Origin of the sequence: Micromonospora sp. CA-248089 (assembly GCF_050948515.1) — a bacterium.
Lineage (GTDB): Bacteria > Actinomycetota > Actinomycetes > Mycobacteriales > Micromonosporaceae > Micromonospora.
This window is the reverse complement of sequence record NZ_CP192016.1, coordinates 728,139-751,637: the sequence shown is the minus strand read 5'-3', so window position 1 is coordinate 751,637 and position 23,499 is coordinate 728,139. Positions and strand designations below refer to the sequence as shown.

Here is a 23,499-nt window from a genome sequence, read left to right as displayed (position 1 = left end):
CCAGGCTCGGGGCATGGCGAACGAGATGACAATTCCCCTGCTGCCCTGCCGCTCTGTGGACGACGTGGCGCCCTTCTACCAGGCCCTCGGCTTCGAGGTCACGTACCGGCAGGAACGCCCGAACCCGTACGTGACGCTGCGGCGGGAGGACCTGCACCTGCACTTCTTCGGGATGCCACAGTTCGATCCCGCCGACTCGTACGGCTCCTGCCTGGTCCTGGTGGACGATCTGGTCGACATCCACAGTGCCTTCGCCGACGGCATGCGTGCCACGTACGGCAAGGTGCTCGTCTCCGGCGTACCCCGGATGACCCGGCCCCGGCCCCGCCGCAACCAGGAGGGTCACTTCGGGTTCAGCATCGTCGACCCCGGCGGCAACTGGATCCGGTTCGTCGGCCGGGCCGCCCCGCCGGAGACCGACGACAGGGGCGGCCTGGCCCGTACGCTGCACAACGCGGTGGTGCAGGGCGACTCGCGCGGCAATCCGGCGCAGGCCGCGCGGATCCTCGACGGCGCGCTGGGCCGCCCGGAGCCCGACGACGACCCGGCCGTCCGGGTGGAGGCGCTGGTCTACCGGGCGGAGCTGGCGCTGCAACTCGACGAGCCGGAGTCCGCGCGGGAGCTGGTGCGGCAGGCCCGTTCGATCCCGCTGGACGACGGTGCGCGCGACGCGCTGGCCGACACGCTGCGGCACGCCGAGGACCTGATCGCCGGCCTGCCACCCGCATGACGTCAGCCGGATCGGCGGCGGCGGTTTGCCGTCCGGGTCAGCGGGGACGCGACGCGGCAGGCGGCGAGCGCCGCCACGCGACGATCCGGGGAGGCGGCATGAGCGTCGAGCGCGCGAGGAACGACCTGGAAGACCTGGCCGGTCCGGCCCGGGCCCGGCTCGGTGACCTGAACCAGGACGAACACGCCGAAGCGGACCGGGTACGCGAACAGGACGAGATCCGGGGCAAGCGCCCCGGCGAGCACATCCAGGCGGACGCCCGCGACGCGGACGACAACTTCTCCACCTGACCCGGCGCCACCACAGATCTTGTGTGGAGGAGCGGTGTCGGGGGTGGTTCCTATCCTGGGGCGATGGTTCTCACCGACGTCACCGGGGCCTGGGCCGGCACCAACGGGTTCCGGCTGATGCCCGCCGATCCGCTCGCCGAGTCGCCGGCCGCGCTCACCGTCGCCACCGCCGCCGGCGGTCACCTGACCACCGTGTCGTACTCGTGGGCCCATCCGGACGACGGCCCGCAGGACGGCCTGCTGGTGATCGCCGCCGGCGACCGGCCGGGCTCGGTCGTCGCCTGGTGGGGCGACTCGTGGCACCAGCAGCCGACGCCGATGACGCTCGCCGGCACGGCGGGCGGCGCGGCGGCGGTCGAGCTGAGCGCCGGCTACGGCGGCGGCTGGGAGTGGCGGATCGTCCTCGACACCGCCGACCCGGCCCTCCTGCGGCTACGGATGGAGAACGTCGTCCCCGCGGACCAGGCCGGGCCCGGCACACCGGCCGGGCCCTACCCCGCGATGCTCACCGAGGTGCGCCGGGCCTGAACTCGATCAGGCGTCGAGGATCTCCCGTAGCCTGCGCGCGAACGCCTCCGGCTGCCCGGCGTAGCCCATCCCCTCGCCGAGGAACCCGCCGTGGTGGCTGGGGAAGACCGCGGCCTTCCCGCCGAGCAGCTCGGCCGTGGCCACCGACGTGCGTCCGGTGAGGGTGTCCGCCGACTCCTCGCCCACCGCGACGACGACCCGGGTACGCGCCGCGCGCAGCGCGTCCACGTCCGGCCGGAAACGGGTGACCGCCGCCGCACGGTCGGAGAGCAGCGGGTCGTCCCGGCTGCCGTCGTCCTCGGTCGGCATGCCGAACGCGGCCGGGTCTGGCAGCGGCTGGGCGAAGTACTCGTCGGTGAACTCGCCCCGCCACGACGTCATGGCCACGAACGCCGCCATGCCCGCGCCCCAACCGCTCTTTTGGTACGCCTCCTGGCAGGCGGCCGTGGCTCGGCGGGCAGCCTCGGCGTCGGGCAGCACCTGGATCAGCGGTGGCTCGTGCGCCACGAGCGTGGCCAGCGCGTCCGGGTACGCGGCCACCAGGGCGAGCGCCGTGACCGCGCCGCCGCTGCTGGCGAACATGTCCACCGGTCCCGCGCCGAGGGCCTCGATGATGTCGCGTACGTCCCGGGCCTGGACCTCGGGCACGTCGTCGCCGCGGCCGTCCTTGCGGACGCTGCGCCCGAGCCCGCGCGGGTCGTACGTGACGACGGTGCGGTCCGGGAAGTACGACGCGAGCGTGGTGAAGCCGTCGGCGCACATGGGCTGGCCGATCATGAACAGGGGACGGTGCCCGGTCTCGGCCGCCGTGGGGGCGTGGACGTCGTAGACGAGGTCGACCTCGGGCGTCTGCAGAGTGAGCGTCTTCATGCCTGTGTCGACCGGCGCCGGCCGGAAAACTCATCGGTCCTGCGGAAACGTGTGCCGGGCGCGGCTCGCGGCGGTGTCGACGCCCACCGCCGCGAGCCGTGCCGTTGCCGTCAGCTCACCGTGCCGGTGACGGTGCTGCCGGACCTGGTGACGTAGTAGGTCAGCTTCGTGCCGCTCCAGAAGTGGAACGTCAGGGTGACCCGCTGCCCGTCGTTGACCTCGGCGAAGAACTCCGGCTTCAGCGCGATCGTGTTGCCGGTGTAGTTCGGCGCGAACGTCACGTCGAACTCCTTGTACGAGGTCCAGTTGTGCGGTCCGGCGTTGCTGCCGTCGGCGTACTTCGCCTCCATCGTGGCGAGCTGGTCGCCGCGGAACTGCGCCGGGAGCGTGAACGCGGCGGTGGTGCCGGTCGCGTTCGACAGCACCGGCGGGTCGTACGTGATGATGCTGATCCGCCACGGCACACCGGCGGAGAAGCGGGCCTGGAGGTTGGCGTTCACCCCGTACGCGCGGGAGCCGACCAGCCGGGTCAGCGCCGACGCGGTGAGCGTGAGGGTGCTGCCGGAGACCGTGTAGTCGGTGCCGTTGACCAGGTCGGTGGTGCCCTGCCGCAACCCTTGGAACGTGGTGCCGTTCAGGTTGAGCGTCAGGCTCTTGGCGGTGATCGAGCCGGTACGCGGCACGTACACCTGGTCGCTGGACGCGGTGCCGGAGCGGGTGGTCCAGCTCGACTTGATCTGCGCGAACAGCTCCGGGTCCTTCCAGACGAAGGACGTCCGGTCGAAGTGCTGGCCGTTGTCCCAGAGCTGGGTGGTCAGTTTGCGGCTGCGCGCGTAGTGGCCGAGGAACTCGAAGAACTTCAGCTTCTCGCCCTGCTCGATGGTGCCGGTGTGCCGGTCGAAGCCGAGCAGCCCGTACTCGCCGATGATCACCGGGATGTTGCGGGTGACGAAGGCGTTGTAGACGCGGTCGAACTGGTCGGTCAGGTCCTGCTGGACCGTGGCGTCGAACCGGGTGCCCCCGGCGACGTTCACGCTGAACGGCCAGTACCCGTAGAAGTGCACGGTGGCGATCAGGTTCGGGTCGTTCAGCGTGTTGAACGTGCTGACCAGCTCGTCCACCCGGGCCTGCTCGGCGGAGGTGTGCAGGGTCGGCAGCACCAGCAGCCGGGTGGCGTTGTTCCCGCCGGACTGGCGGACGATGCGGTGGAACGAGGTGTTCAGCTCGTTGAGCAGCGTGGCGTTCTGCGCGTCGCCGGAGCTGCCGGTGAACTGCGGCTCGTTGACGCTCTCGAAGGTCAGCTTCGGCGAGGAGTCCTTGAACGCGGCGGCGATCTGGGTCCAGAGCGCGTTGTAGCGGTTCAGCACGCCTGTCCGGTCGGTGGGCATCGTGTTGATCCACTGCCACGAGTCGTGGTGGATGTTGAGCACCACGTAGAAGCCGTCGGCGAGCGCCCAGCCGACCACCTCGCGCACCCGGCTGAGCCAGGCCGCGTCGATCGTGTAGTTCGGCGCGGCGCCGTGGTGGTTGCTCCAGGTCACCGGGATGCGGATGCTGTTGAAGCCCTGCGCCCGGACGTTGTCGAGCAGCGCCTCGGTGACACGCGGGTTGCCCCACGCGGTCTCGTCTGCGCCGACCGCGTCGAAGGAGTTGCCGAGGTTCCAGCCGGGCTGCATGGCGGCGACAGCGGCCATGGCGTTGCCGGCCGGCGGCGGCGTGGTGGGCGGCGGAGTCGTGGGCGGCGGCGTGGTCACCGGGGGCGTGGTGGCCGGCGCGGTGGTCCCGACGACACCGCCGGTGCAGGCGACCCCGTTCAGCGAGAACGCGGTGGGCGCGGCGTTGGTGCCGGTCCAGGAGCCGTTGAAGCCGAACGAGACGCTGCCGTTCGTGGCGATGGCGCCGTTGTAGCCGACGTTCGTGGCGGTGACGTCGGCGCCGGAGGAGGTGACGTCGGCGCTCCACGCCTGGGTGACCCGCTGGCCGGACGGGAACGTCCAGCGCAGGGTCCAGCCGTTTATCGGGTCACCGAGGTTGGTCACGTCGACGTTCGCGGTGAAACCGCCGGGCCACTGGCTGGCGGTCGTGTAGTTGACGCGGCAACCGGCCGCCGCCTGGGCGTTCGTCGCCATGACGGCGGTGCCGGTCACGAGCGTGGCGGCGGTCGCCGCGACCAGGCCGACCCGCAATCGGGCGGTACGGGGAGAGCGGAACATGGTGGTTCCTTCGTGGTGGGGTGGGGCGCGTGGACGGGGAAGGCGGGGCGCGCACCCGCCCAGCGCGAGAGTAAGTTTGGAATCTAAACATTGTCAATCGGCAGACGTAGATGCGGCAACCCGTCGGGGCCCGTCAGGCGGCCGGCCGCGTCTCGACGGTGAGGTGCGCCGACAGAGCGTGCAGGAAGTCCGGCGCGTCGAAGATCCGCCCGGCCGAGGCGACACCGGTCGCCCGCGTCCGCCCGGTCAGGATCCGGTGGACCGCCTCGACCGCCAGCGGCGCGCTGATCGCGTAGATGTCCTGCCCGTGGGCCACCACCCGCCGACGGACGTCACCCGACCGCACCACCACGTCGACGGTGAACGTCTGCGCCGACCGGCCGCGCTCGTCCACAGCGGCCGGAGCGTCCCCGGCGGCCAGGTCCCCCGCCGCGTTCGCGGTCATGTAGGTGCACACCTCCGGGATGTCCAGGTGGCTCGGCACCGTCACCACGTCGGCCATGGTGAACTCCCCGAGCACCGGCCGCACGCCCAGCGGCGCCGGGAACTCCCAGTCCCGCCGGGGCAGGTCGCCGTCGGCGTACACCAGGCGCCCGCCGGTGAAGCGGACCCGCCGGCCGTCGCGGCGCTCGCGCGAGACGACGCCGGAGGCGACCGTCCCGGCCGTCGGGTGCCAGCTGCTCAGCCCGTACGCGACGTGCGCCTCGTCGGCCGCCGTCCAGTCCCCCGTCGCGGTGGTGACCAGCAGGTCCCCGAGCCCGCCGAAGAACGCCATGGCGGGCACCACAGCGACTCCAGCGGCCTCGGCGCGCTCGGCGTAGTCGGCGAACGTGTCCCGGTTCGCCTCGATCTCGGCCGCCACGTCGACGTAGGGGATCCCGGCCCGCATCGCGGCCTCGATCAGCGGCCCGGCGGTCGAGGCGAACGGTCCGGCGCAGTTGACCACCGCCGCCACCCCGGCCAGCGCCTTGTCCAGCGTGGCCGGGTCGTCGACCGACGCCACCCGCTGCTCCGTCCCCGGAAACGCCGCCGCCAGCTTCCCGGTGTCACGTCCCACCGGCAGCGGCTCGTACCCCCGCTCCCGCAGCTCCGCCACCACGAACCGTCCGGTGTGCCCGTACGCCCCGAACACCGCCACCTGCATGACACTCCCCCTCGAAGATCGACTGGAATGATCCTCGCCGGGATCCGAGGGCCGGGCCAGTGTCGCAAACGCCAATGCCCGTACAGTTTCGGACATGACCCTGATCGCGCTCGCCGCCACCGACGGGATGCTGCACTTCGAGCTGGCAGCGGCCTGCGAGATCTTCGTCCGCGACCCGACCGGCCTGGCCGACCCCTGGTACGACCTGGTGGTCTGCGGTCCCGACCCGGTCGGCGTCGGCCGGTTCGCGGTCACGCCCGACCACGGGCTGGACCACCTCGCCCGCGCCCACACGGTGATCGTCCCGGCGATCGAGGACACCGACGCCGAGCCGCCGTCCGACCTGGTCGAGGCGGTCCGCGCCGCGCACGGGGCGGGCGCCCGGATGGTCTCGTTCTGCACCGGCGCGTTCGTGCTCGCCGCCGCCGGCGTCCTCGACGGGCTGCGCGCCACCACCCACTGGGCGCACACCGACGCGCTCGCCGCCCGCTACCCGCGCGTGCGGGTCGACCCGGACGTGCTCTACGTGGACAACGGCGACGTGCTCGCCTCCGCCGGGAAGGCCGCCGCGATCGACCTGTGCCTGCACCTCATCCGCCGCGACCACGGCTCGACTGTCGCCAACGCCGTCGCCCGCCGCCTGGTGGTGCCGCCGCACCGCGCCGGCGGTCAGGCCCAGTACGTCACCACCCCGGTCCCGGCCCGCGAGGACCACCCGCTCGCCGCGCTGCTCCCCTGGGCGATGGCGCGGCTGGACCGCCCGCTCACCGTCGCGGACCTGGCCCGCCGGGCGAACATGAGCACCCGCAACCTGGTCCGGCACTTCACCGCCGCGACCGGCGCCACGCCGTCGCATTGGCTGGCCACGCAGCGCATCCGGCGGGCGCAGGAACTGCTGGAGAACACCGACGACAGCATCGACGCCGTCGCGGAGGCATCAGGCATGGGTACGGCGACGACACTGCGCCGGCACTTCCAGCGCACAGTGGGCGTGCCGCCGGACACCTACCGCCGGACGTTCCGCCGCGGCTGACCGGGTTGCCGCGGTGTCCCGCCGGGTAGCAGAGGTGTCATGGATCGACGTACCCGATCGATGCAGAACCGGTGGAACACCTACCCGGCGGCCACCAGCGGGCAGCGGACCACAGCGATCGTCCTGGCCCTGGCCCTGTCGGTGCCGACCACCTTCCTCTGCGTGTGGCTGGCCATGTCGCTGCTGAGCGGGACCCACTGGCTGCTGCAGACGCTCGCCTTCGCGGTCGTCGGTCTCGTCATCGGCGGTGGCGCCCTCGTCCTGCTGTCGAAGCTCGCCGGACGCGGCGGACGCCGGGCGGCCTGAACGAATCTGCCGTCTGCCTGCCCTACGGGGCCCGGGCGTTCCGGCCCGAGGGCTATGGTCGGTTCGTGCCGCCCGACGGGACGGTCGCCTCACACCCGGCACGGGGGATCGTGTGTTCGACGTGATCGTGGTCGGCGGTGGGCCGACCGGCATGATGCTGGCGAGCGAGCTGCGCCTGCAGGGCGTCGGCGTCCTCGTGCTGGAGCGGGACGCCGAACCGCCGCCGTACGTGCGCTCGCTCGGGCTGCACGTCCGCAGCATCGAGGTGATGGACCAGCGCGGGCTGCTGGAACGGTTCCTGGAACACGGCGGCACGCACCCGATCCGGGGCTTCTTCGCCGGCATCGACAAGCCCGCGCCCGCCGACCTGGACACCGCCCACCCGTACGTCCTCGGCATCCCGCAGACGCTCACCGACCGGCTGCTCGCCGACCACGCCGCCGAGGTCGGCGCCGAGATCCGGCGCGGCCGTGCGGTCACCGGGCTGGAGCAGGACGACGACGGCGTGACGGTCCACCTCGACGACGCCGGCGCGCCACCGCTGCGCGCGCGGTTCGTGGTCGGCTGCGACGGCGGGCGCAGCACGGTCCGCAAGCTGCTCGGCGTCGGATTCCCCGGCGAGCCGTCGACGATCGACACGCTGCTCGGCGAGATGGAGGTGACAGCGCCGCCGGACGAGATCACCAGGATCATGACCGAGGTACGCCGCACCGAGAAGCGGTTCGGGCTCGGACCGTCCGGCAGGCCGGGCGTGTTCCGGGTGGTCGTACCGGCGGCCGACGTCACGTCGGTGCCGCCGACGCTCGACGACGTCAAACGGCAACTGACCGCGTACGCGGGCACCGACTTCGGCGTGCACTCCCCCCGCTGGCTGTCGAGGTTCGGTGACGCGACCCGCCTGGCCGAGCACTACCGGGTCGGGCGGGTGTTCCTGGCCGGCGACGCCGCGCACGTCCACCCGCCGCTGGGCGGGCAGGGGCTCAACCTGGGCATCCAGGACGCGTTCAACCTGGGCTGGAAGCTGGCGGCGACGGTGAACGGCTGGGCGCCGGACGACCTGCTGGACACCTACGAGTCCGAGCGGCGCCCGGTCGCCGCCGACGTGCTGACGAACACCCGCGCGCAGATGCTGCTGACCACGAACGAGCCGGGACCCCACGCCGTGCGTGAGGTGCTGACGCAGCTCATGGACTTCGACGAGGTCAACCGCTTCCTGATCGAGAAGGTCACGGCGATCGGCGTCCGGTACGACGTCGGCGAGGGGCACGCCCTGCTCGGGCGGCGGCTGCGCGACGTACCGCTGCGCGGGGGACGCCTGTACGAGCTGATGCGTACCGGCGGCGGGTTGTTGCTCGACGGAACCGGGAAGCTGTCGGTGGACGGCTGGGCCGACCGGGTCGGGTTCGTCGCCGGTACCGGCGACGAGCTGGACGTGCCGGCGGTGTTGCTGCGGCCGGACGGGCACGTGGTGTGGACGGGCGACGACCAGCGGACGCTGGAGGGTGCGCTGACCCGGTGGTTCGGCGGCGCGACGCGGTGAGCTGCGACCGATCGCCCGAGGGCGCTCAGGGTCCGGTCGTCTGGTAGCTGCGGAGCGCGGCTTCGGCGAGTCGGGTGAGGTGATCGTCGCCACCGGGCTCGTTGCCCTGCTCCTGAACGACCACCAGGGTGGAGCCGACCCGGACGAGGATGCTGTCCCATCCCAGGGTGACCGATCCGGAATTCGTGCTGGAGTCGACACGCATGCTCTCGTCGCCCAGTCGTGGCCCCGGTACCACCGCGAAACGGTAGCTGCCTCCGTCCTGGCCCGGTGACGCGACGGTGGGGCACCGGCCGATGAACGTCCGGAGGTCCGCCATCGCCCCTCGGGCGCCGTCGTCGGCGTACGTCCGGAGGACTTCGTTCGCCACCCACGGGTAGTCGGGGCCCTCGGCAGAGCTGACTGTGGCAGCGGCCATCGCCGACGGAGTACCGGTCAGCCGCTTGGCCGACAACAGCGGAATCATGTCCGCACAGGGCACCTCGGGGCCGGGGCGCTGCCGGCCCGCATCCGGGGCCATGACCGTCGCGGTCTCCACGGTGAATCCCGGTGGCAGCGCGTCAGTGGTCACCAGCCGCGCCGACAACGACGCGGAGTAGCCGGCGCCACCGGTCGCCGGAATCGCGGACGGATTCCCGGTGGTGGGCGCGCCGGTCGCCGGGGTCGTGGCGTTAACGGCTTCGTCCGCCGAACGATCCGCTGGACCAGCAGTCGAGGGTCCGCACGCGGCGATCACGCAGACCGCGCCCGTCGCGGCCATCCACCGCAGCACCATCCTGAGCACCGGGCAGACTCCATCTGTCGTACGGGACGCGTCAGGTTACCAACGGACGTGACTCCAGTCGGCCGCCGGCCGCGGGCCGGCTGCCGGACGGGCCGGGGGCGCCTCCGCGCTCCCCTATGCTGCGCCGCGTGACGGTTCTGATGATCTACAGCGGTGACACGGCGCCGGATGCGCCCGGCACGCGTACCGGTGGTGTTCCGCTCGTGCCCGCGGGCTTCGACTGGCCACTGTGCGGCGAGTGCGACGGGCCGATGCAGTTCCTGGCCCAGGTCCGGCTCGACGACATCGACGCGGCCGACAACGAACTTTTGTCGGTCTTCATGTGCCAGAACGATCCGGGCCTGTGTGACGAGTGGGATGCGACAGCCGGCGGCAATCGCGCGTTCGTCTTCCCCCTCGGGGCGTTGGCTCCGTCTGCCGTGCCCTCCGGCGACACCGTCCTGGTGGCCGAGACGTCCGCCGTCACGTACGCGCCGATGCAGGACTCCGACGGTTACGACGAGGCGCGCGAACGCTGGCGCAGTGCGTCCGGCCGACCGCTGCGAGACGTCCTCGGTCAACTCGGCGGCCTGCCGGCGTGGCTCCAGTTCGACCAGACACCCACCTGTCCCGCCTGCGCTCTGCCGATGTCGTTCGTCGTCCAGCTGGAGGAGGGCCACGATCACCGCACCGGCTTCAACTTCGGTGGCGGTGGCTGCGGGTACGGATTCCGCTGCCGGCCGTGCTCGACGGCGGCGTTCCTGTGGCAACAGTGACCCGCTTTTCCAGCTTGACGAACGCCAATGGTTAGCCGTAGCTTACCGTTCGTGGCTACTTACCGAACCGAGGACGGGTGGGACGCCCTGGGCGACCCGACACGGCGGGCGATCATCGCGTGTCTCGCGGAGCAGCCGCGGGCGGTCGGCGAACTGGCCGCGGTGCTGCCGGTCAGCCGGCCGGCGGTGTCGCAGCATCTGCGGGTGCTGAAGGACGCCGGCCTCGTGACGGACCGCACCGCGGGCACGAAGCGTGTCTACCGGCTCAATCCCGCCGGCGTGGCCGCCCTACGAGATCAGCTCGACACCTACTGGAGCCGCGCGTTGGACGGCTTCAAGGACGTCGCCGAGCGCCCTGACGAGGAGGAATCATGAGTGGAACGGATGCGGTGGTACGGCGGCAGATCGTGGTCGACGCGCCGGTCGAGCGCGCCTTCGCGGTGTTCACGGAGCGGTTCGGCGACTTCAAGCCGAAGGAGCACAACCTGCTGTCGTCGCCGATCGCGGAGACGGTGTTCGAGGCGAAGGTCGGTGGGCACATCTACGACCGCGCCGAGGACGGCAGTGAGTGCGCCTGGGCGCGGATCCTCGTCTTCGAGCCGCCGGACCGGCTCGTCTTCAGCTGGGACATCAGCCCGGCATGGCAGCTCGAACAGGATCTGGACAACGCCAGCGAGGTCGAGGTCCGGTTCGTCGCCGAGACACCGCAGCGGACCCGGGTCGAGTTGGAGCACCGCAACCTGGACCGGCACGGTCCGGGCTGGGAGTCGGTTCGTGACGGCGTCGGCCACGACGAGGGCTGGCCGCTGTACCTGAACCGCTACGCCGACCTGTTCACCGAGGCGAGATAGCGCAGACCCTGCGCCGTTGCCGCAAGAGCCGACGCGGCGCAATAGGCTCCGGATCGTGCACGGATTCACCGACGTCGACCGGCAGTCAGACCCGGACTCGTGGGTCGGCGTGCTCGACCGCCTCGCCGACGAGCCCTTCTACCAGGCATATCAGCATCGGGTCCGCGAGCTGCTCCATCCGGTGCCCGGCCGGCGCTACGTCGAGGTCGGTGCGGGCACCGGGGCGAGCGCGGCCCGCCTCCGAGACGAACACGACGCCGGCGTGGTCGCCGTGGACCGCGCCGCGACCATGGCTGCCGCCATGCAGGCGCGCGGCTTGACGCAATGCGCCGTCGCCGACGCCCACCGACTGCCGTTCCTCGACGACTCCTTCGACGGCGCCTGGTCCGACCGCACCGTGCAACACCTCGCCGATCCCCGTGCCGCGATCGGGGAACTCGTCCGGGTCGTCCGGCCGGGTGGCCGCATCGTCCTCGCGGACCCCGACTACGACACGCAGGTGCTCGACATCGCCGACCAGGATCTGGCGCGACGTGTGCTGCGGTTCCGGGCGGACGTCCTCCTCCGCAACGGCACCCTGGCCCACCAGCATGCCGGCATTCTCGCCACGCTTGGCCTGACCGACGTCACCGTCGAACCCCGAACGCTGCTGGTTCGCGACCCGGCCGCCGCCGACAACGTTCTGGGCCTGCGCAGCTGGGCCGCCACAGCGGCTCAGCGCGGCGTACTCGAACCCGGCGAAGCTCGCTCGTTCGAAGACCAGTTCGACGAGGCCGTCGACGCGGGCCGGTTCACCTACGCGGTCACGTTCTTCCTCACCGCGGCCACCGTCACCTGAGGCGGACGTCGGCCACGGCAGCGACCGCCCCGAGACCTCGGACACACTGACCCGCCTTCGTGGGGCAGTGAGCGGGCCGACACCTGCCGGGGTGTAGGCGAACGGGATGCCGGGTACCTCGCGCCTTACCCCGCACCCCTGCCCAGGAGGACCATATGACCGTCGTACTCGCCGTTGTCTGCAAAGACGGGGTGGTGATCGGCGCGGACTCCCAGATCACCGAGAGCGATCGCGGTCTGAGTTTCCCCGCCCAGAAGCTGCACCCCCTGGGCGACTGCGCCGCCTGGGGCGGCAGCGGCGCGCGGGGGGTACTCAACGACCTGCGCCCCCTTCTCCAGGACTCGGCCACCGCCATCCTCGAAGCACCGGACATCGGCGACGAGTTGCAGGAGCGCGTCCTGCCCGTCTTCAAGAAGCACTACGAGAACTACATCCCGGACGTGCCCGGCGAGGGCAGCGGCGGCGGGGTGTCGGCGTACCTGCTCGCGGCCGGCTACAGCCAGGGCGGGCCGTGGATCGTGGAGATCAACCCCAACGGGCTCATCGGCCGCTACGAGGACGTGGGCTTCCACGCCATCGGCTCCGGCGCGCCCATGGCCCAGCAGGCCGGCGCGCTGCTGTCCCACTTCCGGATGACCACGCGCACCGTCGAGTACGGCGTGGTGGGCGTGGTGCGGGTGCTGGAGGCGCTGGAGCGGACCTCGCCGTCGGTCGGCGGGCCGTTCAGTGTGGCGTGCATCCGCGAGGAGGGCGCCCACCACCTCGACGAGAAGGAGATCGCCAAGGCGCTGAAGGACGCCGAGCGCTGGCGCGACCTGGAACAGAAGGCGCTCGACGGCCTGTTCGACTGACGGCGGCGTGTTGGGCGGCCGGGTTCGGAACGTCAGCGGAGCAAGGGCCGCGCGCGCCCAGGTGATAGCGCGTGCGGCCCGTCCAGGGTTGCCCTGACAACGCCCAGCGGAGTCTGCTGCTGCACGTGCTGACGGAAGACATTGCCCGCGCTGACGACCTGCAGGGCGAGGGCGTCTGCCAGAGCCGACGCAGCGGAGGCCAGGTCGACGACCGGTCCGGAGATGAGGGCCACGTTGGGCATGTGTGCTCCCCTGTTGTGCGCCGAAGAGAGCCAAGCCAGCAGTGCACGTGGTTTCGGTGGGCTGCCCCGCACGATCGAAAAAGGCCGTCTCCGACTGGCGGAAACGGCCTTTGAACTGGGTGGAGCTGAGGGGATTTGAACCCCTGACCCCCTCGATGCGAACGAGGTGCGCTACCGGTCTGCGCCACAGCCCCTCCGCCGGCGAACCGGCGTCGGTCCCACCCAGCTTTCACCGGGTGGGCCGGCGACAAGGCTAACAGGTCGCGGCCCCGCGATGCGAACCGACCCACCGCCCCCGTAGATCTTGGAAGCAAGTGGCCCCCAGAGGGGCCCAATTCCTCCAAGATCGCCACCAGGCCCACGCTCGCGAGGCAGGTGAGGGGGTCAGGCGCCTCGGCCGGACTGGTAGGGGCGCCCGCGCAGGCCACCGGCCCGCCGGTAGGACACCGAGCCGCCGCTCGCCGCCGGCGGCAGGTCGGCCGGGCGGTCCAGCCCCATCGCCGTACGCCGGACCGCCTCGCGCTGGGCGGCCAGCCGGCGCTGCGCCTCCCGCCGGGCCGCCGCGCGCCGGGCCTGCTCGCGGCGCACCTCGGCCTGGCGGGCGGCCAGCCAGGCCGCCTCGCGGGCGTCCGCGCGCCGCCGCCGACGCTCGGCCAGGGCACGCTGCCGCAGGTGTACGACGTACGCGACGAGCAGCGCGCCGGTGACCGAGACGCTGATCCAGAACCCGGGTCCGACGAGCACCACGCCGCCCAGCTCGACCAGGTTGAGCAGCAGCAGTGCGGCCAGCACCCGGCGCCGGCGGTAGATCGCCGGGGTGTGCCGCCGCCGGGGCGGGTGCCGTCGGCGGGACTGGGCCGGCACCGCGGAGACCGGCCGCAGTCGCCCCGAGCGCAGACGCAGCGGCGGCGCGGAGACCGGCCGGGCGAGACCACCCGTGTCGGAGTCTTCACTGAGGGTTACGACGAGGGAGCGCGGCGGGTGCAGCGGTCGCCGCCCGGGCACGGTGCGCCGACGACGCCGGCGCTGGAGCACCCGCGCCGTCGACTGCGCCCGCTCCGCCACCAGCCGCTCGGTGGCGTCGTACCGGCGGACCAGCGCCGGAGCGAGGGCGAGCAGACCGGCGGCGGCGAGGACGGCGAGGAGCACCGACGTGGGCACCCTCACCCCTCCCGTCACCAAAGTTCGCCGGCTAGCGCCGCCCGCCGCAACTTCTTCCGTCGGCCGTCGTTTACGGCGCACTTCGTGCGGGCGGGCAGCGCTTGCCGCAGCTTGCAGTTACTTGAGGTTACGGGCCGCCGACCCGGTTCACAGTGCGCCGCGCCGGGCGTTCGCCTCAGCGGCGGTTGTCACGTACGCGGTGCCACCGCGCCAGCAAGCCGCCCTCGGCGACGAGTTCCTCGCCCGTCATCGCGTATCCGATGTGGTCGCGCCACGCGCCGTCGATGTGCATGTAGCGCACGTGATAGGCCTCCTCGCGGAAGCCGAGTTTCTCCACCACCCGCCGGGACGGCGTGTTCTCCGGCCGGATGTTGACCTCGATCCGGTGCAGGCCGCCCGGCCCGAACGCGTGGTCCACGGCGAGCGCCACAGCGGTCGGGATCACGCCGCGACCGGCCACCCTGGAGTCCACCCAGTAGCCCACGTACCCGGAGCAGAACGCCCGCCGCACGATGCTGCCGATGTTGACGTGACCGACCAGCCGCTCCCGGCCGTCCTCGCGCAGGCAGACCGCGAACGGCATGCCCTCACCGGTACGCGCGGACTTGCGCTGGTCGGCGTGCACCAGGCGGAACGCAGCAGGGGAATTTGTCTCGTACCAGCCGCCGGGCACATGGGACTCCCACGGCGCGAGCCAATCCCGGTTGGCGCGCCGGATCTCCGACCAGGCGACGGCGTCCGAACGCCGGTACGGCCGCAGCACCACCGGACCGTCCACCAGCACCGCCGGCCACCCCGGCGCCCGCCGGAACCTCACCGGCGCCGGTCCAACAGGAGCACATCCACGGTAGACCCCGCGGCCGCCGTGGTGACCCGCTCACCGAGCACCAGCAGGCCGTTCGCGTCGGACAGGCCGGACAGCGTGTACGGGCCCCCGGCGAGCGGCTGCACCGTGTACCCGCCGCCGCGTCGCTCGGCCACGTGCGCGGGCCGGAACTCGCGCAGCCCGACCGGGGACGAGACCGTCTCCAGCAGGTGCGCGCGGACGCTCGGCCGGAACACCGGCTCGGCGCCGGCCAGCAGCTGGATGGCCGGTCGGGCCAGCACCTCGAAGCCGATCAGCGCCGCGCCGGGCTCACCGGGAAGACACACCACCGGCACCTCCTCGGCGCCGACCGTACCGAACCCGAGAGCCGTTCCGGGATAGAGGGCCACCTCTGTGAAGGTGACCGGCCCGGCCCGGCCGCCGTCGCGCCGCGACAGGATGCGGCGGACCATGTCACCGGGGCCGGTGCCGGTGCCGCCGGTGGTGATGATCAGATCGGCGCGCAGCGTCTGGTCCTCCAGCAGGCCGCGCAGCGCCTCCGGGTCGTCGTCGCAGATCCCCACCCGGTACGCGAGCGCGCCCGCCTCCGCGGCTGCCGCGGTCAGCGCGTGCGAGTTGGTGTCCACCACCTGGCCGGGCTGGCTGCCCCGGCCCACGTCCACCAGCTCGTCGCCGGTCGCCACGATCACCACGCGCGGGCTGGGCCGCACCACCACGTGCCCGATGCCGGTGGCGGCGAACACCGCTACCAGGGCCGGGGAGACGTACGCGCCGGCGCGGGCGAGGAGCGTGCCGGCGACCAGTTCCTCCCCGGCGCGGCGCAGGCCGTACCCCCGTTTGGGGGCGCGGAAGATCTCGACGGCGGCCATGCCCTGGTCGGTCCACTCCACCGGGACGACCACGTCGGCGCCGATCGGCAGCGGCGCGCCGGCCGCCACCGAGAAGCAGGAGCCGGGGGTGAGCCGCACCGGCCGCCAGCTGGCAGCGCCCAGGTCACCGACCACGTTGAGCCGGATGCTGCGGCCGCCGGGCATACCGGAGGGGGCCGGGACGTAGCCCGGCCCCCGACTCCCACCGGAGATGTCCTCCCAGCGCGCGGCGTACCCGTCCACCGCCGCCTGGTCGAAGGCGGGGTACGAGTGCGGGGCGACCACGTCCTCGGCGAGCACGTTGCCGTACGCCTGGGTCAGGTCGAGGTCGAGTGGAGGCAGCGCGCGTAACCTGCGCAGCACACTGCCCAGGTAGTCGGCGAGCGGCGTCAACTCGTTCGCGGCCGCCTCGGCGTCGGCCGTCGCGGTCATGTATCGGCACCGCCGGACGCGTCGCGGATGCCGTTGAGGACCGCAGCGGTGACCGTCTCGTCGCCCTTGTTGACGAACTCGGCCAGCCACTTGCGGAACTCGGCGCCCAGGTCCTCCCGCTCGGCGGCAATCTGCACCACGGTCTGGAGGTAGCCGAGCGGCATGCCGGTGTCGTAGCGGGTGCCCCGGTAGACGATGGCGTGCACCGGCACCCCCTCGGTACGCAGCAGCTCCATCGCGTCGGTCAGCTGGATCTCACCGCCGCTGCCCGGCTCGGTACGCCGGATCGCGTCGAAGATCTTCCCGGGGAGCACGTACCGGCCGAGGACGGCGAGGTTGCTGGGGGCGTCGGCCGGGCTGGGCTTCTCCACCATGCCGGTGACCTTGACGACCTCGGCGATGTCGGAGTATTCCGACTCGGCCGGCTCGACCGACGCGATGCCGTAGCGGCTGGTCTCGGCCGGGTCGACCTCGAAGAACGCGAGCACCACGCCGCCGGTGCGGGCCTGGAGTTCCAGCATGGCCGGCAGCAGGGGCTCGGACGGCTTGACGAACTCGTCGCCGAGCAGCACCGCGAAGGGCGCGTCGCCGACGTGCGACTCGGCGTACCCGACGGCGTGCCCGAGGCCGAGCTGTTCCGGCTGGCGGACCGTGTAGATCGCGGCGAGTTCCTCGGTGCGCTTGACCTCGGCCAGCAGCTCGGGCTTCTTGGCGAGCCGTTCCTCCAGGTCGGGCCGGCGGTCGAAGTGGTCCACCATCGAGGTCTTGCCGCGACCGGTGATCAGCAGGATGTCGTCGATGCCGGCCTGGGCGGCCTCCTCGACGATGTACTGCAGCACCGGCCGGTCGACGACCGGCAGCAGTTCCTTGGGAACCGCCTTGGTGGCCGGCAGGAACCGGGTGGCCAGGCCGGCGGCCGGGATCACGGCCTTGACCGCGCGGGAGCGACCGTGGGCCGCTGAGGGGTTCGCTGAGTGCTCCGACATGTCGCGAGACTATCGGCCACGGCTCTGCCGCGGCGGGTGAGGACCGGAAGACGCGCCGCCCTGGACGATGCCCGCCGGGTCCGCCGCGCCGGCCCGGGGCAGCCCGTCCGGCGGGCTGAGACCGGCCGCCACCACCGGGATCTCCTGGGTGGGCACCGGATCGGGCGCCGGCGCGAGCCGGTAGCCGTCGCGTCCGGCGGCCTTCGCCGCGTACAACGCGTCGTCGGCGGCGTCGAGCACCTGCTGGCCGTCGGCGGCGTGGTCCGGGTAGACGGCGATGCCGATGGAGACGGTCACCGGCACCCGCACCGGATCGTCGCCGCTCCCCTCCACCGTGACCGGCTGGTCGCGTACCACCGCGCCGAGCCGCTCGGCGACGATCGTCGCGCCCCGGGCGTCGGTCTCCGGCAGCAGCACCACGAACTCCTCGCCGCCCTGCCGGAACGCCAGGTCCACCTCACGGATCACGCCGCGTACCCGGCGGGCGAACTCGACCAGCACGGCGTCCCCGGCCGCGTGCCCCCAGGTGTCGTTGACGTTCTTGAACCGGTCCAGGTCGAGCGCGAGCACGCTGAGCATCCGGCCGAACCGGTTCGCCCGTTCCACCTCCCGGCGGATCGACTCGCGCAGGTAGCGGTAGTTCCACAGCCCGGTCAGCGGGTCGGTGAGGGAGAGCCGTTGAGCCTCCTCGTGCACCCGGACGTTCTCCACGGCGACCGCGGCGTGCCCGGCGAACGTCCGTAGCGTCACCACGTCGTCGTCGTGGAACTCGTGCCCGCCGAGCCGGTCGTAGAGGACCAGCACGCCGAGCGCCGCGCAGGCCGAGCCGGGCGGGTCGCCGTCGGCGGGCGGGTGGCCGGGCCGGTCCGGGCCGCGCGGCTCGGTGCCGCCGGGGGTGGCGAACGGCACCGCCACGTACGTCTCGCAGGACGGCTCCCCGGTCGGTACGTCCGGCGGCGTCCACCGTCCGCGCCGCGGTTCGCCGGTGGCGGCGACCGCGCCGAGCACCCCGGCGCCGACCGGCACCCGCAGCGTCGCCGGATCGGCCGGATCACCGGTCGGCCGGCGTCCGGCCATGCCTTCCACGCACCGGCCGACGAGGACGCCGTCGCCGTCGACGAGCAGCACCGCGCCGGCCCGCGCACCGGTGGCGGCGATCGCGCTGTCCAGGATCACCCGCAGGATGCGTTGCAGGTCGTGCGTGCTGGCGAGCGTGTCTCCGAGTACGGCGAGGTGGTTGCGGAGCTGGTCCCGGCTGCTGGTCAGCGCCGACACGTAGCTGCCGGTCTCCCGGGTCATCCGGTTGAACGCGCTGGCGAGCCGTCCGATCTCGTCGCGGCTGCGCACCGGCACCCGGGCGCTCAGGTCGCCGCGCGCCACCCGGTCCACCGCGCCGGCCAGCTCACCGAGCGGCCGGGTGGTCACCCGGGCCAGCCGCCAGGCCGCGAGCACTGCCAGCAGGGCGGCGAGCGCGACCGCGGCGATCAGTGCCCCGTACAGGCCGGGCGCACGTTCCCCCGGCACCGACAGCACCAGCGGCAGCGGCTGACCGGGAGACGGACCGACGCGCCGCACGTACCGGCCGTCGCCGGTGCCTGTCACCCGGTTCCCGTCCGCCTTGCCGGCGGCGGCCAGCACCGCTGCGCGTACCCCCTGCTCCTCAGTCGTGTGGGTGATGCCGCCGGGGTCGTCGAGGAGGGTGACCCCGACGCCCGTCACGGCGGCGAGCCGCGCCACGAAGGCCCGGTCGACGGGCTGGGCGGCGGCGACCGCGCCCAGGTCGGTGCCGGCCGGGTCGCGGAGCCCGACCTGGGCGGAGAGCGCCCCGACTCCGCTGGCGGGCGTGCCGGCGCAGTCCTGCCAGCGCCCGGCCGGCCCGCCGGGCGTGGCGTAGGTGGTGCGGCCGGCGGCGTCGGCCATCCGCACGGCGGCGGCCAGGCCCCGGGCGACCACCTGGTCGGCCGCACGCGACCGGACGGCCGGGTCGCCCACCAGGGCGACCGCGTCGGCCGCCGCGCGGAGTTGCTGGCAGAGCGCGTCGATCGAGGTACGGACGCCGGCCGCGGCCAGGCCCAGCCGTTCGGTGGCGCGGCTGTGGTCGACGGCGCTGAGCGTGGCCCCGACGAAGAACGCGCCGAGCAGGACGGGGCCGAGGACCACCGCGAGGAAAGCCGCCGTCAACCGCCCGCGTAGCGTCAATCTTCCCCCCGGAAGTTCCGCTCCCTTGGTGCGATGCTGACACAGAGCGACCATTAGGCAAGCGTTGCGTCAGGAGTGTTGCGTGCCGGAATTTTCGGATGAAGCGCACGATGCGAAGCGGGAGATGCGCATCGCGCTACTCGCCGCGCGCCGGTCGCTGTCCGCGGCCGACCGCGCGGTCGCGGCGGCCGCCGTCCAGGCCGAGCTGGTGACCCTGGTACGACGGCTGCGACCGGCCCGGATGAGCGCGTACGTCCCGGTCGCGTCCGAGCCCGGCGGGGACGACCTGCCGGACGTGCTGCGCGCCGCGCTGCCGCCCGACGCCGAGTTGCTGCTGCCGGTGCTCCGCGACGACCTGGACCTCGACTGGGCCCCCTACACCGGCCCGGAGTCGCTGCGCGCCGCCGGCCGGGGTCTGCGCGAGCCGACCGCACCGCCCCGGGGGCGTTCCGCCGTAGCCGGAGCCGGCCTGGTCGTGGTGCCGGCGGTGGCGGTGGACCGCCGGGGCATCCGGCTGGGCCGGGGCGGCGGCTCGTACGACCGCGCGCTGGCCCGGGTGCCCGCGACAGTGCCGACCGTGGCGCTGCTGCACGACGGCGAGTTGGTGGAGGCGGTGCCCGCCCTGCCGCACGACCGCCCGGTGCACTGCGTGATCACCCCGGCGGAGGGGCTGGTGGCGGTCCCGGGTGTGGGCCCGGGCGCTTCCGCTGGACGAACCCGGGGGTCATGACGCACCATTGGCACTCGAAGACCAGGAGTGCCAACAGGCCGTGCCGAAGATCCGGAGGAGAACGTGCCCACGTACCAGTACGCCTGCACCGCGTGCGGCCACCAGCTCGAGGCGGTGCAGTCCTTCTCGGACGAGCCGCTGACCGAGTGCCCGGCGTGTGAGGGGCGGCTGCGCAAGCTCTTCAACTCGGTAGGCATCGTGTTCAAGGGCTCCGGCTTCTACCGCACGGACTCCCGTACGTCCGGCGCCGACAACGGTGCCTCGACCACGAGCAAGCCGGCCAAGTCCGAGTCGTCGTCCTCGTCGTCTGACTCCTCGTCGTCGACGACGTCCTCGTCGTCCGGTTCGTCCTCGTCATCTTCGTCGTCCGGTTCGGGATCGACGGCGAGCAAGGCACCGGCGGCGTCCAGCTCGTCCTGACCCCCCTCTCGCACGCGACAGGTGGCCGTCCCCGTTCGGGGGCGGCCACGTCTTTGCGGGTTGCCGTTTGCCACTCGCAGGTGGCCGGGTGGTTGTTGCCGGGTGATCCGCTCGCCGGCGCGAGCCCGGCGGATCCGCCTTCTCCGCCGTCGCCGCTTGCCTGGCGGATCCGCCGTTCTCCGCCGTCGTCAGCAGGCCCCGCGAGGGCTCACCGTCGGCCACCTGATCGGCGCGTTGGTCCGGGCTTCGGTCGGCGGGCTGACGTTGTCCACAGGAAGGCGGGTTATCCACAGGGGCGGGCGACGGGGCGGCGCGCGCCGGCAGGCCGGGCCTAGCCTGCGGTCGGACGGTAGGTCGGCGGCGGGAGGCAGCGGTGACGGATGACGAGGGGACGTTGCGTCCGGTCCGCTGGCGCGGGCTGCCGCGGCGCCGGACGCTGCTGCGGGTGACACTCGTCGCGGTGCTGCTGGGGTTGGCCGCGGCGGTGCTCCAGACACCGCCGTCCTGCCCGCCGCCCGGCTCGTCCCCGGCCGCCTCGGCGACGGCGTCACCGTCCGGCGGCATCCCTGCCCTCCCGGCCGGTGCGGTGGGCGTCCCGATCCGGCTGGCCGAGCCGGCGGCCCTCGCGGTGCTGCGCCCGGGTGCCCGGGTCGACCTGCTCGTCCTGCCCGCCGGCGGTACGCCCGACCCCACGCTGCTGGCTCCCCGCGCGCTGGTGCTCGACGTGGTCGGCGCCACCGGAGCTGTCGACGGCTCCTCGGCGCTCTACCTGGCGCTGCCGCCGGAGCAGGCCCGGCGGGCGGTCGGGTTGCCGGAGGGCAGCCGCTTCGCCGTGGTGGTACGCGGCTGACGCGAGGCCGCGGTCAAGGGCCGCCGCCCGCGCGAAAGCCCGGCACGAGCCGAAGGCGATCAGCCCCAGTGCGGCGGGCGCTCGGCGAGCAGCCAGTCGTCGTTGCCGCCGGGGCGCTCGCCCCAGCCGCGATCGGTGTCGTCGCTGGTCTGCTCGGGCAGCACCACGAAGTCTTCGCTGAGGTCGACCACGCGGTCGTCGTCGCCGCGCGGTGTCCGGATGACGGGGTCGGTCACGATCAGCAACGATACCGCCGAACCGGCCGCCGGCTCGATCCCGGAAGCGTGGCGGGCCGGGCGGCGGTGATCGACGCGTCGGGCGGCCGACCGGCCGGGGCGTTGGTAGCGTCGGACGGCGTGACGACGCCGAGCGGTGGCAGCCGCGACGACGAGACCTGGCGACGCCCGGAGGGCCATGATCCGGACCGCACCGACGATCCGACAGTGACCGCCGGGCAGCCCGAGCCACGCACCACCGCCGCAGACCGGGCCGTCGCCGGCGGGATCGACACCGCCGGAGCCGCCACCGGAGCCGCCGGAGCCACCGGAGCCACCGGAGCCACCGGAGCAGCCGACACGCCGGAAGCCGCCGAGGCGGCGGACACGCCGGAAGCGGCCGGGAACGCCAGCCCGTGGTCACGCGAAGCGGCCACCGAGAGTCCGTGGGCACGTCCGGAGGCGGCAGGCGGTTGGACGGTGGCCGGCGGCGCGTGGCCGGGCTCGCCCGGCGGTGGCCCGCCGCCGTCGGGTTACGCGGGACCGCCACCGAGCACGCCTCCGCCGCCCGGCTGGCGGCCACCGGTACACGTGCAGCCGTCACCGCCCCGCCGGCTCCCGCCGCAGGACATGGCCGCGATGGACCAGGCCGAGCAGCGCGCCCAGCGGCTCACCTACGGCATCGGAGCGGCCGTGGCGGTGGTGCTGGTGCTGCTCACCTGCCTGCTCTGCTCGCGGGTGCTGTTCTGAGCCGCAGCGGTCAGACCACGCCGTCCCAGACCACCTTGGCGCCACTGTCCCCGGTCAGGTAGACGTACACGAGCGCGAAGACCGCGAGCACCGCCACCACGACGGTGAGCACCACCGGGAGCCAGCGGGGCAGGTTCCGGCCCGCGACGAAGCGGCTCGTCGACAGCACCAGCAGCAGCGCCGCGACGCCGAGCCCGAGCGCGTACCAGAACAGCGTGTCGCCGTACGACGCGTGCTCGCTGATCTGCTGGAGCCGGTCCGGCGGGTAGCCCTTCGCGCGCAGGACCCCCTCGAGTTCCTCACCGGACTCGGTCGCCACCCAGGCGAGGATCGGGGTGATCACGGCGAGCGCCGCGACCGCCCAGTCGAGGCGGGGCCGCCAGCGGGGCAGCACCCCGTACGCGACGGCGAACAGTGCCAGCAGCGGCACCAGCACCACCACCGCGTGGATGACGAGCACATGGACCGGCAGACCGTTGATTTCCCTGAACACCGACACCTCCGGCGAGTGCGTGGTTTGGCGCGCTCAGCGTACGGCGTGACGCCGCCTACCTCCGATACACGCGAGCGCGGCGGCACCGGTTCACCTGTGGCCCCGGCCACGGGTGAACAACGCTCGCTTGTCGGCCCGCCTGCCCCGTGCTGTCATGGATCCATGTCCACGGGTGAGGAGCTGCTCCGGTCGAGGGGCCTACGCGTCACCCGGCCGCGTCTCGCCGTGCTGGACGTGCTCTCCGCCGGCGGTCACCTGGAGGTCGACGAGATCACTCGGCGGGTCCGCCAGCGGATCGACTCGGTCTCCACCCAGGCCGTCTACGACGTGCTCGGCGCCCTGTCGCGGGCCGGGCTGTCCCGCCGGATCGAACCGGCCGGCAGTCCGGCGCGGTACGAGGCCCGGGTCGGCGACAACCACCACCACGTGGTGTGCCGGGGCTGCGGCGAGATCGCCGACGTGGACTGCGCGGTCGGCAGCGCCCCCTGCCTGGACCCGAACGTGGCGCACGGCTTCGAGCTGGACGAGGCGGAAGTGACCTTCTGGGGCCTCTGCCCGGCCTGTCAGTCCCGCCGCTCCGCCGACGACTGACC

At 73.1% G+C, this 23,499-nt stretch carries 28 protein-coding genes and 1 tRNA gene; 16 read left to right on the top strand and 13 right to left on the bottom strand.

Annotated elements, in window-relative coordinates; genetic code table 11:
* The first annotated feature begins 13 nt into the window (after positions 1–13).
* The 3 genes from ACQP26_RS03800 (at position 14) to ACQP26_RS03790 (ending at position 1,548) form a co-directional block, all read left to right on the top strand.
* The gene (locus ACQP26_RS03800; protein ID WP_433494961.1) at positions 14–730 is read left to right on the top strand and encodes a VOC family protein; all 717 of its coding nucleotides are present in this window, start codon (positions 14–16) and stop codon (positions 728–730) included.
* 98 nt (positions 731–828) lie between these two features.
* Positions 829–1,020 (top strand): general stress protein CsbD, encoded by a 192-nt coding sequence (locus ACQP26_RS03795; RefSeq protein WP_269702368.1) that lies wholly within the window; start codon positions 829–831, stop codon positions 1,018–1,020.
* A 63-nt stretch (positions 1,021–1,083) separates the two neighbouring features.
* A complete protein-coding gene (locus ACQP26_RS03790; RefSeq protein ID WP_433494960.1) occupies positions 1,084–1,548 on the top strand; it encodes a hypothetical protein in 465 nt (154 codons plus the stop codon).
* Positions 1,549–1,554: 6 nt separating this feature from the next.
* On the opposite strand, the gene ACQP26_RS03785 is transcribed toward ACQP26_RS03790, so the two are convergent.
* From ACQP26_RS03785 to ACQP26_RS03775, 3 genes are all read right to left on the bottom strand, one after another.
* Entirely contained in the window at positions 1,555–2,418 is an 864-nt protein-coding gene (locus ACQP26_RS03785; protein WP_269702370.1) for an alpha/beta fold hydrolase, read from the bottom strand.
* A gap of 110 nt (positions 2,419–2,528) precedes the next feature.
* Positions 2,529–4,631, bottom strand: a complete 2,103-nt coding sequence (locus ACQP26_RS03780; protein ID WP_433494959.1) for a cellulase family glycosylhydrolase — start codon at positions 4,629–4,631, stop codon at positions 2,529–2,531.
* Between the two features lie 133 nt (positions 4,632–4,764).
* A complete protein-coding gene (locus tag ACQP26_RS03775) occupies positions 4,765–5,775 on the bottom strand; it encodes a saccharopine dehydrogenase NADP-binding domain-containing protein (RefSeq protein WP_433494958.1) in 1,011 nt (336 codons plus the stop codon).
* 94 nt (positions 5,776–5,869) lie between these two features.
* Here ACQP26_RS03775 and ACQP26_RS03770 point away from each other — a divergent pair, with 94 nt between their 5' ends.
* From ACQP26_RS03770 to rox, 3 genes are all read left to right on the top strand, one after another.
* On the top strand, positions 5,870–6,808 hold the full coding sequence (locus ACQP26_RS03770; protein WP_433494957.1) for a helix-turn-helix domain-containing protein: 939 nt from the start codon (positions 5,870–5,872) through the stop codon (positions 6,806–6,808).
* Positions 6,809–6,847: 39 nt separating this feature from the next.
* A complete protein-coding gene (locus tag ACQP26_RS03765) occupies positions 6,848–7,114 on the top strand; it encodes a hypothetical protein (RefSeq protein ID WP_433494956.1) in 267 nt (88 codons plus the stop codon).
* 112 nt (positions 7,115–7,226) lie between these two features.
* A complete protein-coding gene (gene rox / locus ACQP26_RS03760; RefSeq protein ID WP_433494955.1) occupies positions 7,227–8,654 on the top strand; it encodes a rifampin monooxygenase in 1,428 nt (475 codons plus the stop codon).
* A 25-nt stretch (positions 8,655–8,679) separates the two neighbouring features.
* On the opposite strand, the gene ACQP26_RS03755 is transcribed toward rox, so the two are convergent.
* Positions 8,680–9,429, bottom strand: a complete 750-nt coding sequence (locus tag ACQP26_RS03755; RefSeq protein ID WP_433494954.1) for a hypothetical protein — start codon at positions 9,427–9,429, stop codon at positions 8,680–8,682.
* A 125-nt stretch (positions 9,430–9,554) separates the two neighbouring features.
* Between ACQP26_RS03755 and ACQP26_RS03750 the strand changes: the two genes are divergently transcribed.
* The 5 genes from ACQP26_RS03750 (at position 9,555) to ACQP26_RS03730 (ending at position 12,733) form a co-directional block, all read left to right on the top strand.
* Complete coding sequence (locus ACQP26_RS03750) at positions 9,555–10,193, top strand: DUF1963 domain-containing protein (protein WP_433494953.1); 639 nt, start codon at positions 9,555–9,557, stop codon at positions 10,191–10,193.
* A gap of 27 nt (positions 10,194–10,220) precedes the next feature.
* Entirely contained in the window at positions 10,221–10,568 is a 348-nt protein-coding gene (locus tag ACQP26_RS03745) for an ArsR/SmtB family transcription factor (RefSeq protein ID WP_364773394.1), read from the top strand.
* The gene (locus ACQP26_RS03740; protein ID WP_269702382.1) at positions 10,565–11,044 is read left to right on the top strand and encodes an SRPBCC family protein; all 480 of its coding nucleotides are present in this window, start codon (positions 10,565–10,567) and stop codon (positions 11,042–11,044) included. Before ACQP26_RS03745 ends, ACQP26_RS03740 begins: the two co-directional genes overlap by 4 nt.
* Before the next feature lie 55 nt (positions 11,045–11,099).
* Positions 11,100–11,882: a methyltransferase domain-containing protein gene (locus tag ACQP26_RS03735; RefSeq protein WP_269702383.1), complete on the top strand. Its 783-nt coding sequence runs from the start codon at positions 11,100–11,102 to the stop codon at positions 11,880–11,882.
* Between the two features lie 155 nt (positions 11,883–12,037).
* Positions 12,038–12,733: a proteasome protein gene (locus tag ACQP26_RS03730; RefSeq protein ID WP_269702384.1), complete on the top strand. Its 696-nt coding sequence runs from the start codon at positions 12,038–12,040 to the stop codon at positions 12,731–12,733.
* A 32-nt stretch (positions 12,734–12,765) separates the two neighbouring features.
* Here the strand turns inward: ACQP26_RS03730 and ACQP26_RS03725 are convergent, their stop codons facing one another.
* The 7 genes from ACQP26_RS03725 to ACQP26_RS03695 all read right to left on the bottom strand — a co-directional run bounded on the left by ACQP26_RS03725 (position 12,766) and on the right by ACQP26_RS03695 (position 19,448).
* Positions 12,766–12,975 carry a hypothetical protein gene (locus ACQP26_RS03725; RefSeq protein ID WP_281579073.1) on the bottom strand — a complete coding sequence of 70 codons (210 nt, stop codon included), beginning with the start codon at positions 12,973–12,975 and terminating at the stop codon, positions 12,766–12,768.
* A gap of 120 nt (positions 12,976–13,095) precedes the next feature.
* Positions 13,096–13,169: transfer RNA gene (locus tag ACQP26_RS03720), tRNA-Ala, on the bottom strand.
* Positions 13,170–13,359: 190 nt separating this feature from the next.
* Positions 13,360–14,142: a divisome protein SepX/GlpR gene (gene sepX, locus ACQP26_RS03715; RefSeq protein ID WP_269702409.1), complete on the bottom strand. Its 783-nt coding sequence runs from the start codon at positions 14,140–14,142 to the stop codon at positions 13,360–13,362.
* 169 nt (positions 14,143–14,311) lie between these two features.
* Positions 14,312–14,953, bottom strand: a complete 642-nt coding sequence (locus tag ACQP26_RS03710) for a GNAT family N-acetyltransferase (RefSeq protein ID WP_433494952.1) — start codon at positions 14,951–14,953, stop codon at positions 14,312–14,314.
* Positions 14,950–16,263 (bottom strand): molybdopterin molybdotransferase MoeA, encoded by a 1,314-nt coding sequence (locus tag ACQP26_RS03705; protein ID WP_135243213.1) that lies wholly within the window; start codon positions 16,261–16,263, stop codon positions 14,950–14,952. The genes ACQP26_RS03710 and ACQP26_RS03705 overlap by 4 nt, the downstream gene beginning before the upstream one ends.
* A complete protein-coding gene (locus tag ACQP26_RS03700; RefSeq protein ID WP_269702412.1) occupies positions 16,260–17,249 on the bottom strand; it encodes a UTP--glucose-1-phosphate uridylyltransferase in 990 nt (329 codons plus the stop codon). The genes ACQP26_RS03705 and ACQP26_RS03700 overlap by 4 nt, the downstream gene beginning before the upstream one ends.
* 9 nt (positions 17,250–17,258) lie before the next feature.
* A complete protein-coding gene (locus tag ACQP26_RS03695; RefSeq protein ID WP_433494951.1) occupies positions 17,259–19,448 on the bottom strand; it encodes a diguanylate cyclase in 2,190 nt (729 codons plus the stop codon).
* An 82-nt stretch (positions 19,449–19,530) separates the two neighbouring features.
* On the opposite strand from ACQP26_RS03695, the gene ACQP26_RS03690 reads away from it, so the two are divergent.
* The 3 genes from ACQP26_RS03690 (at position 19,531) to ACQP26_RS03680 (ending at position 21,448) form a co-directional block, all read left to right on the top strand.
* A complete protein-coding gene (locus ACQP26_RS03690; RefSeq protein WP_433494950.1) occupies positions 19,531–20,178 on the top strand; it encodes a 5-formyltetrahydrofolate cyclo-ligase in 648 nt (215 codons plus the stop codon).
* Positions 20,179–20,241: 63 nt separating this feature from the next.
* Positions 20,242–20,598, top strand: coding sequence for an FmdB family zinc ribbon protein (locus tag ACQP26_RS03685; RefSeq protein ID WP_433494949.1), 357 nt, complete (start codon positions 20,242–20,244; stop codon positions 20,596–20,598).
* A 373-nt stretch (positions 20,599–20,971) separates the two neighbouring features.
* Positions 20,972–21,448, top strand: a complete 477-nt coding sequence (locus ACQP26_RS03680) for a flagellar biosynthesis protein FlgA (protein WP_433494948.1) — start codon at positions 20,972–20,974, stop codon at positions 21,446–21,448.
* 59 nt (positions 21,449–21,507) lie between these two features.
* Here ACQP26_RS03680 and ACQP26_RS03675 read toward each other — a convergent pair whose 3' ends face one another.
* Entirely contained in the window at positions 21,508–21,684 is a 177-nt protein-coding gene (locus ACQP26_RS03675; RefSeq protein ID WP_433494947.1) for a hypothetical protein, read from the bottom strand.
* 120 nt (positions 21,685–21,804) lie between these two features.
* On the opposite strand from ACQP26_RS03675, the gene ACQP26_RS03670 reads away from it, so the two are divergent.
* Positions 21,805–22,413 (top strand): hypothetical protein, encoded by a 609-nt coding sequence (locus ACQP26_RS03670; protein ID WP_433494946.1) that lies wholly within the window; start codon positions 21,805–21,807, stop codon positions 22,411–22,413.
* Between the two features lie 10 nt (positions 22,414–22,423).
* On the opposite strand, the gene ACQP26_RS03665 is transcribed toward ACQP26_RS03670, so the two are convergent.
* Positions 22,424–22,906, bottom strand: coding sequence for a DUF2231 domain-containing protein (locus ACQP26_RS03665; RefSeq protein WP_269702421.1), 483 nt, complete (start codon positions 22,904–22,906; stop codon positions 22,424–22,426).
* A 162-nt stretch (positions 22,907–23,068) separates the two neighbouring features.
* Between ACQP26_RS03665 and ACQP26_RS03660 the strand changes: the two genes are divergently transcribed.
* Positions 23,069–23,497, top strand: coding sequence for a Fur family transcriptional regulator (locus tag ACQP26_RS03660; RefSeq protein ID WP_030501115.1), 429 nt, complete (start codon positions 23,069–23,071; stop codon positions 23,495–23,497).
* The last annotated feature ends 2 nt before the right edge of the window (positions 23,498–23,499 follow it).

Coding starts and splice junctions, on each gene's coding strand:
- ACQP26_RS03800 (WP_433494961.1), top strand. CDS start 14: ATGGCGAACGAGATGACAATTCCCCTGCTGCCCTGCCGCTCTGTGGAC.
- ACQP26_RS03795 (WP_269702368.1), top strand. CDS start 829: ATGAGCGTCGAGCGCGCGAGGAACGACCTGGAAGACCTGGCCGGTCCG.
- ACQP26_RS03790 (WP_433494960.1), top strand. CDS start 1,084: ATGGTTCTCACCGACGTCACCGGGGCCTGGGCCGGCACCAACGGGTTC.
- ACQP26_RS03785 (WP_269702370.1), bottom strand. CDS start 2,418: ATGAAGACGCTCACTCTGCAGACGCCCGAGGTCGACCTCGTCTACGAC.
- ACQP26_RS03780 (WP_433494959.1), bottom strand. CDS start 4,631: ATGTTCCGCTCTCCCCGTACCGCCCGATTGCGGGTCGGCCTGGTCGCG.
- ACQP26_RS03775 (WP_433494958.1), bottom strand. CDS start 5,775: ATGCAGGTGGCGGTGTTCGGGGCGTACGGGCACACCGGACGGTTCGTG.
- ACQP26_RS03770 (WP_433494957.1), top strand. CDS start 5,870: ATGACCCTGATCGCGCTCGCCGCCACCGACGGGATGCTGCACTTCGAG.
- ACQP26_RS03765 (WP_433494956.1), top strand. CDS start 6,848: ATGGATCGACGTACCCGATCGATGCAGAACCGGTGGAACACCTACCCG.
- ACQP26_RS03755 (WP_433494954.1), bottom strand. CDS start 9,429: ATGGTGCTGCGGTGGATGGCCGCGACGGGCGCGGTCTGCGTGATCGCC.
- ACQP26_RS03750 (WP_433494953.1), top strand. CDS start 9,555: ATGCTGCGCCGCGTGACGGTTCTGATGATCTACAGCGGTGACACGGCG.
- ACQP26_RS03745 (WP_364773394.1), top strand. CDS start 10,221: ATGGTTAGCCGTAGCTTACCGTTCGTGGCTACTTACCGAACCGAGGAC.
- ACQP26_RS03740 (WP_269702382.1), top strand. CDS start 10,565: ATGAGTGGAACGGATGCGGTGGTACGGCGGCAGATCGTGGTCGACGCG.
- ACQP26_RS03730 (WP_269702384.1), top strand. CDS start 12,038: ATGACCGTCGTACTCGCCGTTGTCTGCAAAGACGGGGTGGTGATCGGC.
- ACQP26_RS03725 (WP_281579073.1), bottom strand. CDS start 12,975: ATGCCCAACGTGGCCCTCATCTCCGGACCGGTCGTCGACCTGGCCTCC.
- ACQP26_RS03705 (WP_135243213.1), bottom strand. CDS start 16,263: ATGACCGCGACGGCCGACGCCGAGGCGGCCGCGAACGAGTTGACGCCG.
- ACQP26_RS03700 (WP_269702412.1), bottom strand. CDS start 17,249: ATGTCGGAGCACTCAGCGAACCCCTCAGCGGCCCACGGTCGCTCCCGC.
- ACQP26_RS03660 (WP_030501115.1), top strand. CDS start 23,069: ATGTCCACGGGTGAGGAGCTGCTCCGGTCGAGGGGCCTACGCGTCACC.